The 14,843-nt window shown below is 52.9% G+C and carries 13 protein-coding genes; 7 read left to right on the forward strand and 6 right to left on the reverse strand.

Translation table 11 applies throughout. The features are described 5' to 3' along the window. Nucleotides 1-108: 108 nt before the first annotated feature. Nucleotides 109-585 (reverse strand): NUDIX hydrolase, encoded by a 477-nt coding sequence (locus DFER_RS14015; protein ID WP_015812301.1) that lies wholly within the window; start codon nt 583-585, stop codon nt 109-111. Between the two features lie 20 nt (nt 586-605). Further along, the gene (locus DFER_RS14020) at nt 606-1,640 is read right to left on the reverse strand and encodes a LacI family DNA-binding transcriptional regulator (RefSeq protein ID WP_015812302.1); all 1,035 of its coding nucleotides are present in this window, start codon (nt 1,638-1,640) and stop codon (nt 606-608) included. Between the two features lie 264 nt (nt 1,641-1,904). Between DFER_RS14020 and DFER_RS14025 the strand changes: the two genes are divergently transcribed. The 7 genes from DFER_RS14025 (at nt 1,905) to DFER_RS14055 (ending at nt 9,226) form a co-directional block, all read left to right on the forward strand. After that, the gene (locus tag DFER_RS14025; RefSeq protein WP_015812303.1) at nt 1,905-2,675 is read left to right on the forward strand and encodes an SDR family NAD(P)-dependent oxidoreductase; all 771 of its coding nucleotides are present in this window, start codon (nt 1,905-1,907) and stop codon (nt 2,673-2,675) included. Between the two features lie 36 nt (nt 2,676-2,711). Next, entirely contained in the window at nt 2,712-3,542 is an 831-nt protein-coding gene (gene kduI / locus DFER_RS14030) for a 5-dehydro-4-deoxy-D-glucuronate isomerase (RefSeq protein ID WP_015812304.1), read from the forward strand. Continuing rightward, the gene (locus DFER_RS14035) at nt 3,542-3,898 is read left to right on the forward strand and encodes a cupin domain-containing protein (protein WP_015812305.1); all 357 of its coding nucleotides are present in this window, start codon (nt 3,542-3,544) and stop codon (nt 3,896-3,898) included. The genes kduI and DFER_RS14035 overlap by 1 nt, the downstream gene beginning before the upstream one ends. 109 nt (nt 3,899-4,007) lie before the next feature. Beyond that, a complete protein-coding gene (locus DFER_RS14040) occupies nt 4,008-5,846 on the forward strand; it encodes a glycoside hydrolase family 88/105 protein (protein WP_015812306.1) in 1,839 nt (612 codons plus the stop codon). Between the two features lie 11 nt (nt 5,847-5,857). Then, a complete protein-coding gene (locus tag DFER_RS14045; protein WP_015812307.1) occupies nt 5,858-7,381 on the forward strand; it encodes a tagaturonate reductase in 1,524 nt (507 codons plus the stop codon). Between the two features lie 22 nt (nt 7,382-7,403). Next, entirely contained in the window at nt 7,404-8,684 is a 1,281-nt protein-coding gene (locus DFER_RS14050; RefSeq protein WP_015812308.1) for an MFS transporter, read from the forward strand. Nucleotides 8,685-8,791: 107 nt separating this feature from the next. Further along, nucleotides 8,792-9,226, forward strand: a complete 435-nt coding sequence (locus tag DFER_RS14055) for a nuclear transport factor 2 family protein (RefSeq protein ID WP_015812309.1) — start codon at nt 8,792-8,794, stop codon at nt 9,224-9,226. Nucleotides 9,227-9,256: 30 nt separating this feature from the next. Here the strand turns inward: DFER_RS14055 and DFER_RS14060 are convergent, their stop codons facing one another. The 4 genes from DFER_RS14060 to DFER_RS14075 form a co-directional block, all read right to left on the reverse strand. After that, nucleotides 9,257-10,318 carry a PDDEXK nuclease domain-containing protein gene (locus DFER_RS14060; protein ID WP_015812310.1) on the reverse strand — a complete coding sequence of 354 codons (1,062 nt, stop codon included), beginning with the start codon at nt 10,316-10,318 and terminating at the stop codon, nt 9,257-9,259. Nucleotides 10,319-10,438: 120 nt separating this feature from the next. Continuing rightward, a complete protein-coding gene (locus DFER_RS14065) occupies nt 10,439-11,653 on the reverse strand; it encodes an ATP-grasp domain-containing protein (protein WP_015812311.1) in 1,215 nt (404 codons plus the stop codon). A gap of 140 nt (nt 11,654-11,793) precedes the next feature. Further along, complete coding sequence (locus tag DFER_RS14070) at nt 11,794-13,182, reverse strand: leucyl aminopeptidase family protein (RefSeq protein WP_015812312.1); 1,389 nt, start codon at nt 13,180-13,182, stop codon at nt 11,794-11,796. Between the two features lie 15 nt (nt 13,183-13,197). After that, entirely contained in the window at nt 13,198-14,778 is a 1,581-nt protein-coding gene (locus DFER_RS14075; RefSeq protein ID WP_015812313.1) for a M20/M25/M40 family metallo-hydrolase, read from the reverse strand. Nucleotides 14,779-14,843: the final 65 nt, after the last annotated feature.

A 14,843-nucleotide genomic window follows, 5' to 3' on the forward strand; every position in this document is an offset into this window, starting at 1 on the left:
AGGGGTCTTCTGATTTCGAAGTCCAAATTTATCTTTAATCTATTTATCCTACAAATTTAATAGACTTATTTTTGCCAATTTTGGGCACCTTATCACCAACAACCTCTGCTACCCGGCGTCGAGGTCGCGGAATTCGGCGCTGAAATGTCCCTTTTCGAGTGGATTTTGGGTGAGCGCATCCGCGAGGAATTCGGGATAAACGCGGATCGAATGCAAATCGGCGACGTCGTGCCAATGAAACAACAGCTCATCCTGCCCTTCTGCACCCAAAAAGTCGTCCTGGTGGGGCAGGTCGCGGATCTGCATTTCAAAATAGAAGCCTATTTCATGGTATTTGTCGCCGTTGTACAGGAAGAAATTTTCCGAAACCCACAGCATTTCGCCGGCTTCGGCAGCGAGGCCGGTTTCTTCCTGCATTTCACGCTGCAAAGTATCTTTCGAGAACTCGAACAGCTCGCAGCGCCCGCCAGGGAGCGTCCAGAAGTTGTCGGAAGGGGTTTTGTGCAGGAGCACCTTGTCGTTCAGCACCGCCACGCCGGCGACCCTGTAATTGAACAATGCTCCATCAATGCGCAGGCTGATCATCCGTAATGCGGTTTTTCCCGCTAAACTACGGTTTTTCCCACAGACGACGCCCGGATCGTCAATGCAGTTTTAAGCGAGCGCGTTTCGAAACGGTCGGTTTTCTGCGGGTGTTCGATCAGGCGGATGAGGAGTTCCACAGCCTGCTGGCCCATTTCCATGGCCGGCTGCATCACGGTCGTAAGCGGCGGGTTCAGCAGCTCAGCAACGCTGATGTTCGTAAAACCGACGATTGCGATCTCCTCCGGCACCCGGATACCCTTTCTTTGAAATACCGACATGCAACCGGTCGTAAGCCGGTCGCTGGCCGTGAATATCGCGTCCGGCGGCTCGGGCAGGTTGAGCATTTCCTCGATCGCCGCCTCGTTCTCAGCCTCGATTTTGCCTCCGTAAAGGCAGTATTTCACATAAGATTCATCGAATGGAATGCCATAATCTTCCAATGCTTTTTTATAACCCGCCAGCCGTTCCGTGGTGATAGACAGGTAGATAGGGCTCGTCAAATGCGCAATGCGCTTTCGGCCCGAGAGGATCAGGTGCTCGGTAGCCTCGTAACTGCCCGTGAAATTGTCGGCAACGACTTTGTGCGTTTCGATATCGTTCGGTACGCGGTCGAGGAACACGATCGGCAGTCCTTTCTCCATCAATTCCTGAAAATGCACCAGGTTAGTAGTAAGGCTTGCCAGCGAAACCAACAACCCATCCACGCGCCTGGAAACCAGATAGTTGGTATTCGCCACTTCGCGTTCGTAGGAATCGTGGCTCTGAAAAATCACGACATGGTAACCCAGGTTGTAAGCAATGGATTCGATGCCGTTGATGAGTTGTGAGAAAAAATGGTTGGCGATCTCGGGAATGATCACGCCGATCGACTTGCTTTTACTATCCTTCAAACTCAGTGCAATGGGATTCGGGCGGTAATTCATCCGCTCGGCGTATTCCATTACAAGTTTCTTGGTCTCAGGGTTAATCTCGTAGCTATTTCTCAATGCACGTGAAACCGTCGAAGTCGACAGGTTCAGTGCCTTTGCAATATCCTTGATGGTGATGGTTTCCAATGGAAAAATTGGTTTATTCCAACTTATTATTTGTTTCAAAATATCCGGAACGCCTCTGCTACGCTGCTCCCGACTGCGATTTCATCTCAAAATTTACATCTATCCGGGCCAACTGACAACGTTCCCGATAACGATTGCACAAAAAAAGACAATTCGTTATTTGATTTTTCTGATTATTCAGTCTAACATCGTTCGGTTGGGGTCTATTAATAAGCGACGCTAAAATTATCCGATACCCCGAAAAAGACAAATCATATCCCATTAATGAATATCGTTAATTTATTCGATCTTACCGGAAAGACCGCATTGGTAACCGGCTGCAATCGCGGCATCGGGAAGGCCATGGCTGAGGCACTTGCCGAAGCGGGGGCCGATATCATCGGTGTAGCGTCGTCGGAGTTTAAGGAAGGTAACGAAACAGAACGCGCAATCCTGCAAACGGGAAGGAAATTTTATCCCTACCAGGCCGACCTGGGCGACCGGGAGAAGCTCTATCTTTTTATCAACCAGGTCAAAAAAGACCATCCGGTAATTGACATCCTGATTAACAATGCTGGAATTATCCTTCGGCAACCTGCTGCGGAACACGCGGATGATTATTGGGATAAAGTTTTGAATATCAACCTCGACGCACCTTACATTCTCGCACGCGAGCTGGGAAGAGAGATGATCGCCCGGGGATCGGGCAAGATCATATTCACGGCATCGCTGCTCACTTTCCAGGGAGGCATTAATGTGCCGGGCTACACGGCGTCCAAAAGCGCCATTGGAGGTCTGGTAAAAGCATTGGCGAACGAATGGGCCGGCAAAGGCGTGAATGTGAATGCCATAGCGCCGGGCTATATCAATACCGACAACACCGAAGCATTGCGCAACGATCCGGTCCGCAGCAAATCCATCCTCGACCGCATTCCGGCCGGGCGCTGGGGATTGCCGGAAGATTTTAAAGGCCCGACGCTATTCCTGGCCTCGGGCGCAGCCAGTTATGTACACGGAACCATCCTTACCGTCGACGGCGGCTGGATGGGCCGCTGATCAAACCTCTCAATTCAAAAATAGCAGCCGCACCACATGCAAATCAGATTTGAAAGCAGTCGCCGGGAAGTTTCCCAAATGGATACCCAGGCATTACGGGACAATTTCCTGGTCAAAGATATTTTCAGGAATGGCGAAATCCATTTCGTATACAGCCATTACGATCGCGTGATTATTGGCGGGGCCATACCGCTCGCCACCCCGCTGGCCATTCCGGTTTTCGACGCATTGAAAGCCTCCTATTTCCTCGAAAGACGCGAAATAGGCATTATCAACATCGGCGGCGAGGGCGAGGTGATTGCCGATGGCGAACATTTCGCGATCAGCAAGCTGGGCTGCGTGTATGTAGGCAAAGGCACCAAAGAAGTGCTGCTTACCAGCAAAAATCCCGCCGAACCTGCCGCATATTACCTGCTGTCCTCGCCTGCGCACCAGACTTATCCTACGAGGCTGTTCACCAAGGAGGACGCCACGCCGGCCACGGTCGGCAGCATGGAAACCTCCAACCACCGGACCATTTACAAATACATCCACATGGACGGCATCCAGAGCTGCCAGCTCGTCATGGGCCTCACGGTACTGCAAACGGGCAGCGTTTGGAACACCATGCCCTCGCACGTGCACGACCGGCGTATGGAAGCATATTGCTATTTCGATGTGCCTGATAACCAGCGGGTACTGCATTTAATGGGCGAACCATCGGAAACGCGGCATTTGTGGGTCGGTAACCGCCAGGCGGTGATTTCGCCGCCGTGGTCTATCCACTCGGGCTGCGGCACGTCCAATTACTCGTTCATTTGGGGAATGGCCGGCGAAAACAAGGATTATACAGACATGGACCCGGTACTGATCGGCGATCTCAGATAATGGAATCATTGAAAGGAAAAGAATACATCGCGGACAGCGAAATCGCCTGGGAAGACCTCGGCGGCGGCCTGAAACGGAAGATCATGGCCTACGACGACAACCTGATGATGGTTAAGGTCGCGTTTGAAAAGGGCGGCATCGGCACGCTGCACAGCCATTTCCATACCCAGATGAGCTACGTGGAGAGCGGCGAGTTCGAAATCACGATCGGGGAACGGAAGCAGGTGCTGCGGCAGGGCGATGTGTATTACATTCCGCCTCATGCGGTGCACGGCGCGCTGTGCCTTTCGGCAGGCATGCTGGTGGACATTTTCACTCCTATGCGGGAGGATTTTGTGAGTATTTCAAAGACATAACCTCTTCCCGATGGCGCTATCTATACCTCTTTTCCGTCAGTTTCCCCTTTGGATCGCCTCTTTGGCAACAACCTGTGCATTCGCGCAGGAACTGCCGATATCGCGCCAAATGGCTGATTCGTTCATGGCGACGCACAAAGATTCGATTTTGGTGGGCAAAAACACGGCCACCAAATGGGACTACGAGCAGGGATTAATGCTGAAAGCCATCGAAAAAGTGTGGTATAGAACCGGTGAAGGCAAATATTTCGAATACATCCGCAAGGACATCGACCAGTACGTGCGCCCGGACGGCAGCATCCGCACCTATCGCGCCGACGATTTCAATATCGATAATATTCCGCCCGGACGCGCATTGCTGACCTTGTATCAGCAATCGCTTCCAGATAAGGAAAAATACAAAAAAGCCGCCGACCTGCTCTGGAAGCAGCTCGAAACGCAGCCCCGCACGAAAGAAGGCGGTTACTGGCACAAAAAGCGTTATCCCTACCAGATGTGGCTCGACGGCCTGTTTATGGGCGAGCCGTTCGCGGCGGAATACAGTGCCATTTTCCACCATCCCGACCATTTCGACGACATTGTAAAGCAATTCGCATTGATCGAAAAATATGCGGTGGATGAAAAGACGGGCCTGGTTTACCATGCGTACGACGAAAGCCGTGAACAGAAATGGGCCGATAAATCGACCGGTCGCTCACCGAGCTTCTGGGCACGGGCCATTGGCTGGTATGCCATTGCGCTGGTGGATGTGCTGGATTATCTTCCGGCACAGCATGCGGGAAGAGCGCAGCTGATCGGCTATTTGCAACGGCTGGCCCCCGTGCTGGCAAAATACCAGGATCCCGCCTCCGGCGCCTGGTACCAGGTGATCGACCAGGGCAACCGGGCCGGAAATTACCTCGAAGCATCAGCCTCGTGCATGTTCGTATATGCGCTCGCGAAAGGCGCGCGGCTCGGGTACATTCCTGAGGCATTTGCGGCGAATGCTAAGAAAGGCTACGAGGGAATCCTTCAAAATTTTGTAGAAAAAGAAGCCAACGGCTCTTTAAGCCTCAATAAAACCGTAAGCGTGGGCGGCCTCGGCGGCACGCCTTACCGCGACGGCACCTACGAATATTACCTAAGCGAGCCCATTCGTAAGAACGATCTGAAAGGCATCGGCCCATTCATTTTTGCCAGCATTGAAATGGAGATAGCCGCCGAAAATGCAGCCGGGAAAGGCAAAACGGTGGGTTTGGATTACTATTTCAACCATGAAACCCGCAAAGACCTGACTGGCGCGCCGGAACAATTCCACTATACCTGGGAAGACCGGATGCATTCGGGGTTCTGGCTTTGGGGCAATACATTCCGCGAGTTGGGAGCCAAAACCGTTTCGCTTCCGGCAGCACCCACCGCGGCCGGGTTAAAAGACGTCGATGTGTACATCATCGTCGATCCCGACACGAAAAAAGAAACGCCCGAGCCGCATTTCATCGACGACCAGTCCATTTCCGAGATCGAAAAATGGGTCAAAGCGGGTGGCGTGCTGGTATTGATGGCTAACGACACGGCCAACTGTGAAATCCCGCATTTCAACAAGCTGGCCGCGAAATTCGGGATTCAGTTTACGAACAAAAACCGCAATATGGTGCAAGGCACGCAGTTCGAGCAGGGGACGCTGATGATCACCGGCGAAGCCAAAGCCGTTTTTCCCAATACACAAAAAATCTATATCAAAGAACTCTCGCCCCTCGCGCTCACACCGCCTGCCAAAGCACTTCTGACCGACCAGGGTGATGTGATTCTGGGTATTTCAAAATATGGAAAAGGCACGGTGTTCGCCGTCGGCGATCCGTGGCTTTACAATGAATATGTAGACGGTCGCAGGATCGATACCAGCTTCCAGAATTTTGAAGCCGGTAAAGACCTCGCCGGTTGGTTGTTGAAACAGGTCGTTAAAAAGTAAATCTCAACGCTATGGGCAATCTCTTCCGGGAAAACCTCCGCCAGCTCAGGAACCAGCCCGCTGTGGTCGTGGCCGATGATTCGGTGTTCCAGCTGCCTGAAAAAGTTTTGCAGTTCGGCACCGGCGCATTCCTCCGCGGCCTGGCCGATTATTTCATAGACAAAGCCAACCGGCAAGGCGTTTTCAACGGCCGGATCGTGGTCGTCAAATCGACCGACCAGGGCGATACCAAGGCATTTGAAAGGCAGGATAACCTGTACACGATCTGTTCCCGCGGCATTCAGGATGGCGAGGCGAAGGAAGAAAACATCATTTCGTCGGCCATTAGCCGCGTGCTTTCGGCCAAAACACAATGGTCGCTCGTGCTGGACCTCGCTAAAAACCCAGCCGTCGGCATCGTGATCTCGAACACGACCGAAACCGGCATCCAGCTCGTACAGGACGACATTTACCAATGGCCGCCCGTGTCGTTTCCCGGCAAGCTGCTCGCGTTTTTGTATGCACGTTACGTCGCATTCAACGGCAGCGCGGACAGCGGTGTGGTCATTATCCCAACCGAACTCATCGCCGAAAACGGCAAAAAACTCGAATCTATTATCCTCGAACTCGCGCACCGGAACGGGTTGGAAGTTGCGTTTATCGATTGGATCGAGCAATGCAACTTCTTCTGCAACTCGCTCGTCGACCGCATCGTGCCCGGCAAACCCGACGAAACACGATTGAAAGAGCTGGAAGAAGAGCTGGGCTACCGCGACGAGCTGCTGATTACCACCGAGCATTACCACTTGTGGGCGATCGAAGGCGACGAGCAAATCCGGCAAAAAATCGGCTTTTACGGCATCGACGAGGGGCTTATCATCGAACCGGACATTGAGCAATACCGCGAACTAAAACTCCGCCTGCTGAACGGCGCGCACACATTAGGCGGCGGCCTGGCCCATTTGTGCGGTTTCAAAACCGTGGTAGAAGCGATGAGCGATCCGTTTTTTTCCGCTTTTATCACCCATCTGATGGAAAGCGAAATTGCGACGGCCATTCCCTACGACGTCCGCCCCGCCGTGGCGCTGGCATTCAGCCGCCAGGTAGCCGACCGCTTCCGCAATCCGCACATATTGCATAAGTGGTTCAATATCAATCAGAATTATTCTGCCAAGATTCTTTCACGGGTTATCCCTACTTACCTGAACTACGAGGCCCGGAACGGCTACCTGCCCGAATACATGACATTTGGCCTGGCCGTATTCATCCATTATATGAAAGTGGTAAAGAAAGAAGGCGACAACTATTACGGTCGCCTGGAAGGAGTTCCTTACCTGATCCAGGACCCGAAAGCGCCTTTCTTTTATCAAAAATGGCAAATGGCATCGCTGCCCGATATGGTGCAGGCTATTCTCAAAGACGCGTCGATCTGGGGGCGCGACCTCAACAAAGTTGAATCTGTCCACAGTTCCATTGTAAAATATCTTCAATCCATCGCTCAGAACGGCGTTGCGGAAACACTTAAAACGCTTCTTGAAAGAACAGAATATGCTTAATCCTGCACCAGATCAACTCCGGATGGAGACCCAGAAGACCAGCTACCGCTGGCGCGTTGTAGCCCTGTTATTCTGCGCTACCACCATCAATTACCTCGACCGCCAGGTGCTCGGCCTGCTCAAACCGACGCTGGAAGCAGATTTCGGCTGGTCGGAGTCGGATTTCAGCCACATTGTAATGGCCTTTCAAACGGCCTACGCGGTGTCGCTGATCGGTTTCGGAGCTATTATCGATAAAATCGGCACGAAATTGGGCTATGTCATTTCGGTAGTCGTGTGGAGTATTGCCGCCATGCTGCACGCCGTGGCGACAGGCACATTCAGTTTCGCGCTCATGCGTGCCATCCTCGGACTCGGCGAAGCCGGCAACTTTCCCGTGGCGATTAAGGCGACGGCCGAGTGGTTTCCCAAAAAAGAACGCGCCCTCGCAACCGGCATATTCAACTCCGGCGCGAACATCGGGGCGGTGGTGGCCCCAATCATGGTCCCTTGGATTTTGGGCGTGTATGGCTGGCAGGAAGCATTTTTGATCACCGGCGCCATCGGCTTCGTGTGGCTCATTTTCTGGTGGCGCTATTACGAACTTCCCGAAAAGCAAAGCCGCATCAACCAGGCCGAATACGACTACATTCACAGCGACAACGAGGCCGATACGAGCAAGGAAGCGCCGGTTAAATGGCTGCAACTGTTCAAAATCCGGCAGACCTGGGCATTTGTTTTCGGTAAAATGCTCACCGACCCTATCTGGTGGTTTTTCCTGTACTGGCTGCCTTCCTACTTCGCAGAGGCATTCAAACTGAACCTTTCGAAACCGAGCCCCGAACTCGTGATCGTGTACACTGCCACGACCGTTGGCAGCATTGGCGGCGGATATTTGTCGGGTTATTTTATCAAAAAAGGCTGGCCGGTATTCCGGGCGAGAAAGACTTCCATGCTCATTTTCGCATTCCTCGTCATGCCCATTATGGCTGCGCAATACACGACGAACATCTGGCAGGCGGTGGTGCTTATCAGCCTTGCCGCAGCTGCGCACCAGGCTTGGAGCGCAAATATTTTCACAACGGCCTCGGATATGTTTCCCAAAAAGGCCGTAAGTTCGGTCGTCGGCATAGGTGGAATGGCCGGATCAGTAGGAGGCATCCTGTTTCCTCTTTTGGTAGGGATCATTCTGGACAACTACAAAGCTGCCGGGAACATCGGAGGCGGATACAACCTCATTTTCATCATCTGCGGGTGCGCCTACCTGCTTGCATGGGGAGTAATGCACTTGTTTTCGCCGAAAATGGAGCGGGTGGATATATAGCACTTCGGCTTTCGGCCGTCGGCTTTCATACCTGACCGTGATGTTCGATACATTAAGCCGATAGCCGATAGCCGACAGCCGAAGTCAACTAAATTCCTTATCAATCAATGAAAAAAACATTTTTGCTTCTTGCGTTCCTGCTGATAGGCAATGCATTCGTTTTCGCGCAAAGCGCGGATGAAAAGGCTGTTGCCTCAACCGTCGAAAAACTCAAAACGGCCATTATCAGCGCCAACGAGGCCGAGCTGAAAAAGCTCACCTCGCCTTCTCTCTCCTACGGCCACTCCAACGGCCTGCTGGAAGATCAGAAGGAATTTATCCGTGCACTGGTGAGCGAGGAATCTAAATTCACCAAAATCGACCTGAGCGAACAAACGATCTCCATTTCGGGAGATGTTGCGATGGTTCGTCACAAGCTGTACGGCGACACCCACAACAAAGGCAAAGATCCTGCTCAGGTAAAACTGGGTGTGTTAATGGTATTCCAGAAAGTGAAAGGAAACTGGGTCCTGCTCGGCCGCCAGGCATTCAAGCTGGTTTAATAGCCATTACGAGTTCTTGAAACGGGTCTGCTAATCACTTGGCAGGCCCGTTTTGGTATTGGTGTATTCCCGCTGCTCCATCTTGTGCCGCGCGATCTCGACTGCCTTATGCAGTTTCTCCTGCAAAACCTGTTGTGAAGGCAGCGCCGTCAGGTAATCGGCGACGCGAATGTTGCTTTTGCCCAGCTGCATTAATTCGATGTGTTCGCTGCTTTTGCCTGAGCACAAAATCAAACCGATCGGGTCATTTTCACCTTGTATCTTTTCGTACTTCTCCAAAAACCGAAGGTAAAGCTCCATTTGGCCTTTAAAACCCGCTTCAAATTCACCCATTTTCAAATCGACAACGACAAGGCATTTCAGCCGTCGGTGATAAAAGAGCAAATCGATGAAATAATCCCGGTGGTCGATAGTAATGCGCTTCTGCCGGGCCATGAATGCGAAATCGGTGCCTATCTCGATGATGAAACGCTGCAATTCCACGATAATCGAAGCTTCGAGATCTTTCTCCGAATAGGCGTCCTTCAAGCCGAGGAAATCAAGAAAGTAAGGGTCTTTGAAAACGAGGTCAGGATTGAGCTTTTGTTCGCTTTTGAGCAGATGCAGGTCATTGATGATCACGTCCTCGGGCTTTTTGCTAATGGCCGTTCGCTCGTAGAGCATGGATTGAATCCGCTCCCGGAATGTGCGCACGCTCCACTTCTCGTGGATGCACATTTGAATGTAGAATTCGCGTTTGATGGGGTCTTGAAATGGGAGAATTTCCATAAAATGAGACCAACTCAATTGTCGTATCAGTGACACGACAATTTGTTCCTCAGGAAAAAGCTCTGCAAACTGGATCATTCTCCTCAGACTTTTTTCTGAAAATGACTGTCCATACACATCTTCCAATTGTCGCGACAGTGTCGCGACAATTTGCTTTCCGTATTCTGCCCTCTCCTGTTTCAGGATTTCCTGCCGGATTACCGTGCCAATTTTCCAGTAGAGCATACTCATTTCTGCATTCACAGAAATGGCAATCTGTTGCTTACTGGCCTGTATAAGGTCTTTTACCGTGTTGAAAAGCGAGGCGTTTATGATGTTGTCCATAGTGAATGTGGTTACGTTCACCTGTTTAGACGTCCGCTTTTCACTTTGGTAACGCGCTTCTACAAAAAGATTTTGGCTAAATTATCTCGCTGTCAATGCGCCGGGAACGAAAAGTAGCCGCTAATGCGCCGGCTTCTTCGGAACCGGGGCAGAAGCGTGGTATTTCTTCTGGATAATGGCAGCGTATTTATCCATGATTTCCAGCACCTTATCGCGTGATTTTGAGCGTATCACCAGTCCCACGTGATGCGGCTCGTTCATGCGCCACACCACTTCCGGGTCATTGAATACCGATAGGTCGGGCCATTCCTGGCGGGCGAGCGAGATGAGGATACCGGCATATTCTTTCCGAACGGCGGGCAGCTTGTAGTTTTCACCCTTTGCCTCGGCCGTTTCCATTCGCGCCCATTCCTTCCAGAGGTTAATTCCCGACGAGGCTTCGACCATTTCCGAAAGGTGTGCACCTCCTACGCGCGACGATGTTTCCAGGAAATAGTATTTACCATCGTCGTGGCAACGGATCACCTCGGTGTGTGAAGCGCTGTGTTTCAACCCAAAAGCTTTGAGCAAATCCACCGCGAGCGTCTGCAATGCGTGTTCCTCGGAAGAATCGAACGGGACGGTTACCGAGCGGAATATGCCTCCGCCATGAGCCACGTCGAATGGCGGCGCGAGGTATTTGCTGTTCCAGGAGAATATAACGATTCCATTGTAAGATATAGAATCGACGTGGTAGACGTCGCCGGCTTTGTATTGTTCCACGAGATAAGCATGCCGCTTATCCCCGAGGTCGTGAATGGTGTTCCAAAGTTCTTCCGCCGTGCTGAGCTTTTGAATGCCCAGCGCCGATGCTTCCGAGCGCGGTTTGATCATCCACGGACCGGGATGTTTTTCAATAAAACGGTTGATCTGATCATCATTGAAAAGCGCCGAAAAACCCGGAACGAGAATGCCCGATTCGAGCGCCTTCGTGCGCATGGCCAGCTTGTCGCGGAAATAGCGGCCGGTGGTCTGTCCCATCCCAGGAATGCGGAAATATTCGCGGATATGCGCCGCTTTTTCAACATCGTAATCGTCGAGCGCCACCACGCGGTCGATCGGGCGGGTGCGCATCACGTACGCGAGACCGGTGATGATCTCGTTCATGTTATACGTCCCATCCTCTTCCTCCTCCACATAGAAAAATTCGTCGACAGCTTCCCTGACCCACGGCTTATGTTCCAGTTTTTTCGCGGTGATCAGAAAAACCTTGTTGCCGGCATCTTTAAGAGCCTTCAAAAAGTCGTTGCCTTTGAAATAGGTAGAAATGCAGAGAAAAGTCAGAGTTTGGGTCATAAAATGTCATTTGGTGGACGGTAGCGGCATCTGCGGACGTGCGATGCCGCAACTCATATATTCTCAAATCTAGCAAAAAGAACCATTTTGGCAAGAAAAGCGCCGGTTAATTTTCCGTTACAAAGCGCTCTTGCCGCCGGTTAGGACAGCTTCGAGAGATAGGCGATCAGCAGGCGTATGCCATATGCGGTCCCCGCGCGGCCGGGAGCAAATTCGGTATCGCCGAAGGCGGTTCCTGCGATGTCGAGGTGGGCCCAGGCGGTGTGCCCGCCGGTAAAAACTTCCAAGAATTTCGCCGCCACGATGGCGCCGGCGAGCGGTTTGCCGTGGTAGTTTTTCACATCGGCAATGTCCGAGCTGATCTCTTCTTTGTATTCATCCCAAACGGGCAGGCGCCACAGCCGCTCGCCTGTGTGCTCCGCGGCGTTAATAAGGTCGGCCGCGAGCTCATCGTTGGGTGTAAAAAGGCCTGCAGCTTCGTAGCCGAGGGTTTGGATGATGCTGCCCGTGAGCGTTGCGAGGTCTATGAGCACGTCGGGCTGGTAATGCTTGACGGCATAATGCAGTCCGTCGGCGAGGATCAGCCTTCCTTCTGCGTCGGTATCAATCACCTCGATCGTCTTCCCGGCATAGGAACCGATCACATCGCCGGGTTTCATCGCCGAGCCGTCGACGGAATTTTCCGTAGAAGGTATCACACCGATCACCCGCACCGGCAATTTCAGCTGCGCGGCGAGCTCCACTGCGCCCAGCACCGCAGCCGCACCGCCCATATCGCTCTTCATCAAATGCATGTTCGCGGAGGGTTTAATGGAAATCCCGCCGGTATCGAACGTAACCCCTTTGCCCACGAGCGCCACGGTTTGGGTGTAATGCTCCGGCTTGTATTCCGAAACGATCATTACCGGAGGTTCCGCGCTTCCCTGGCTCACGGCCAGCAATGCATGCATGCCTTTTTCTTCCAGCTGAGCTTTGTCGAGGATTTCGACCGCATAACCATTCGCCGCGCCCGAAGCACGCGCCCATTCGGCCAGCGTTGCCGGTTTTTTGTAGTTAGAAGGTGCATTCGTCAAATCCATAATGCGGATCTGGGTCAATGCCGTTTTCAGCGCGTCGTTGGCCGCTCCCGCCACTTCTTCGGGCGATTCGGTTAAAATGAGCAACCTCCCCGACTTAAAAAATTCGCTCACTGGTTTCGGTTCCGTCTTGTACAGTTGCAGGTTGTAGCCTCCCAATGCAATCCCGTTCACCGCGTTGCCCACCCATTCGGCGCTGCGGCCGCGCGCGTCCAGCGTAATGTGTTCGGGCCAGCGGTCCTTCCGTTTGGAAAAAAGGGACCTGAAAATGCGGATAATGCCGGGCATTTTCGGGGCATTTCCCAAGCCAATCCAAAGTTCTTTGGACGAATACCACCAGGTTTCGCCTTTTTCGGCTTTGAACATTTGCTGGTTTTCCGGCTCACTGCCTTGCTCGAAGGAGCGGACGACCAGCAGGTCTTCGGTAAGCTCCTCAATGATCTCTATTTGCATGGTTATGTTATCTGTTTAATCCAGTCCTCCGCGACGGATAGGTTTGCGTGGCTCCGGCCAGGCGGCGGGCACTCCTTTCGAATCTGCGGGGAGAATGCTTTTCTCGCGTGAAGTTTTTGCGGGGTCTTCGCTTGCCTGATAGGCCAAAATCGCAGCCAGGATGGCGTTACTGCGCACGTCGTCGAACACGATTTTGTCGTATGTGTCGCGGTTGGTATGCCAGGTATAGGTGCCGTAGGACCAGCTCAGCGAGCTCAGCGAAAACGCCGGCGCACCCGCCGCTACGAACGAAGCAAAATCGGAACCGCCTGCACCCGGCGCTCCGGGAAACGTGGTTTCGATCGGCGTGCGGATCGGTTCGGGCACTTTCGAAAGCCAGCGCGTCAGGTATTCATAGGAGTTCAGAAAGCCCTGGCCCGTGAGGTTCACGACCCGCCCCGTTCCATTATCCTGATTAAACACTGCCTGAATGTTCTGCACGATCTCGGGATGGTCCTCCACGAATGCGCGTGAGCCGTTCAGCCCCTGTTCTTCGCTTCCCCAGTGGCCGACGAGGATCGTGCGTTTGGGATTGGGATACACTTTTTTGAGGATGCGCATTGCTTCCATCATCACCAGCGTGCCGGTGCCATTGTCGGTGGCGCCGCTGCCGCCGTCCCACGAATCGAAATGGGCGGACAGGATCACGTATTCATTGGGTTTCTCCGTACCCCTGATTTCCCCGATCGTATTGAATGTCGGGCTTACGCCGGTTTCTTTCGCATCCGCTTTCACACTGATCCGCGGCGTGTGGCCGGATTCGGCCAGGCGGTACAGCAAGCCGTAATCTTCGAGCGAAATATCGATCGTCGGGATGCTTTTGGTGTAAGCCCCGAAGATCTTGTTGGCCCCAAAACCTTTTGACCAATACGACATCACCACGCCTGCCGCGCCCGCTTTCTCCAACGCCAGCGGCAGCCCGCGGGCATTGTAACCCGTTTTGCGCAGCCGGTTAGCCCAGGCCTCGGTCTGCGCGTCGCGGTCCTTTTTCATCTTTTCAAACGACTCTTTCGTGCCGAACTCCTGCCAATTATAATCCGGCCGGCCGGTGGGCTGGTTCATGCTGATGAGCACGAACTTTCCTTTCGCCGAGGGCAGCCACTTCCTGAATGCGGCCGAATCGGCTACCTCGGGCAGGATCACCACGTCGGCGGTAACCGTTTTGCCATTGGTGCCCGGGCTCCATGCGAGCTGCATGCCTTCCAGTGATTTTACGCGCGGCGCCACCATATCGATATGCGAAACGCCCCGTTCCCAGCCGCGCCATTCGCCCCATTTCTCATTCCTGGCGGTGATATTCCAGCCTTTATAAGTCGCAACGGCCCAATCATGCGCCTGCTGCATTTGCGGCGAGCCGACGAGCCGCGGGCCAATGACGTCCATCAGTTCGTGGCCCAGCTTTTCCAATTGCGAGTTTTCAGTAGCCTCCTTGATGATACTTTCCACTACCGCGTCCTTCGGGACCGGGTTGGTACCTTGCGCGAAAACGAGCGCGGTAGGCAAACATGCGGCCTGGCATGTAACCCAAAGGGTCAGGAGTAAATAGATTCTTTTCATTTGATAATTGGTTAAAAAAATATCGTTTTTCGCACGCAGTAAATCGCGGCAGGGCTTACTGCACG

Origin of the sequence: Dyadobacter fermentans DSM 18053, assembly GCF_000023125.1 — a bacterium.
Lineage (GTDB): Bacteria > Bacteroidota > Bacteroidia > Cytophagales > Spirosomataceae > Dyadobacter > Dyadobacter fermentans.

Coding starts and splice junctions, on each gene's coding strand:
- DFER_RS14015 (WP_015812301.1), bottom strand. CDS start 585: ATGATCAGCCTGCGCATTGATGGAGCATTGTTCAATTACAGGGTCGCC.
- DFER_RS14025 (WP_015812303.1), top strand. CDS start 1,905: ATGAATATCGTTAATTTATTCGATCTTACCGGAAAGACCGCATTGGTA.
- kduI (WP_015812304.1), top strand. CDS start 2,712: ATGCAAATCAGATTTGAAAGCAGTCGCCGGGAAGTTTCCCAAATGGAT.
- DFER_RS14035 (WP_015812305.1), top strand. CDS start 3,542: ATGGAATCATTGAAAGGAAAAGAATACATCGCGGACAGCGAAATCGCC.
- DFER_RS14040 (WP_015812306.1), top strand. CDS start 4,008: ATGGCTGATTCGTTCATGGCGACGCACAAAGATTCGATTTTGGTGGGC.
- DFER_RS14045 (WP_015812307.1), top strand. CDS start 5,858: ATGGGCAATCTCTTCCGGGAAAACCTCCGCCAGCTCAGGAACCAGCCC.
- DFER_RS14050 (WP_015812308.1), top strand. CDS start 7,404: ATGGAGACCCAGAAGACCAGCTACCGCTGGCGCGTTGTAGCCCTGTTA.
- DFER_RS14055 (WP_015812309.1), top strand. CDS start 8,792: ATGAAAAAAACATTTTTGCTTCTTGCGTTCCTGCTGATAGGCAATGCA.
- DFER_RS14060 (WP_015812310.1), bottom strand. CDS start 10,318: ATGGACAACATCATAAACGCCTCGCTTTTCAACACGGTAAAAGACCTT.
- DFER_RS14065 (WP_015812311.1), bottom strand. CDS start 11,653: ATGACCCAAACTCTGACTTTTCTCTGCATTTCTACCTATTTCAAAGGC.
- DFER_RS14070 (WP_015812312.1), bottom strand. CDS start 13,182: ATGCAAATAGAGATCATTGAGGAGCTTACCGAAGACCTGCTGGTCGTC.
- DFER_RS14075 (WP_015812313.1), bottom strand. CDS start 14,778: ATGAAAAGAATCTATTTACTCCTGACCCTTTGGGTTACATGCCAGGCC.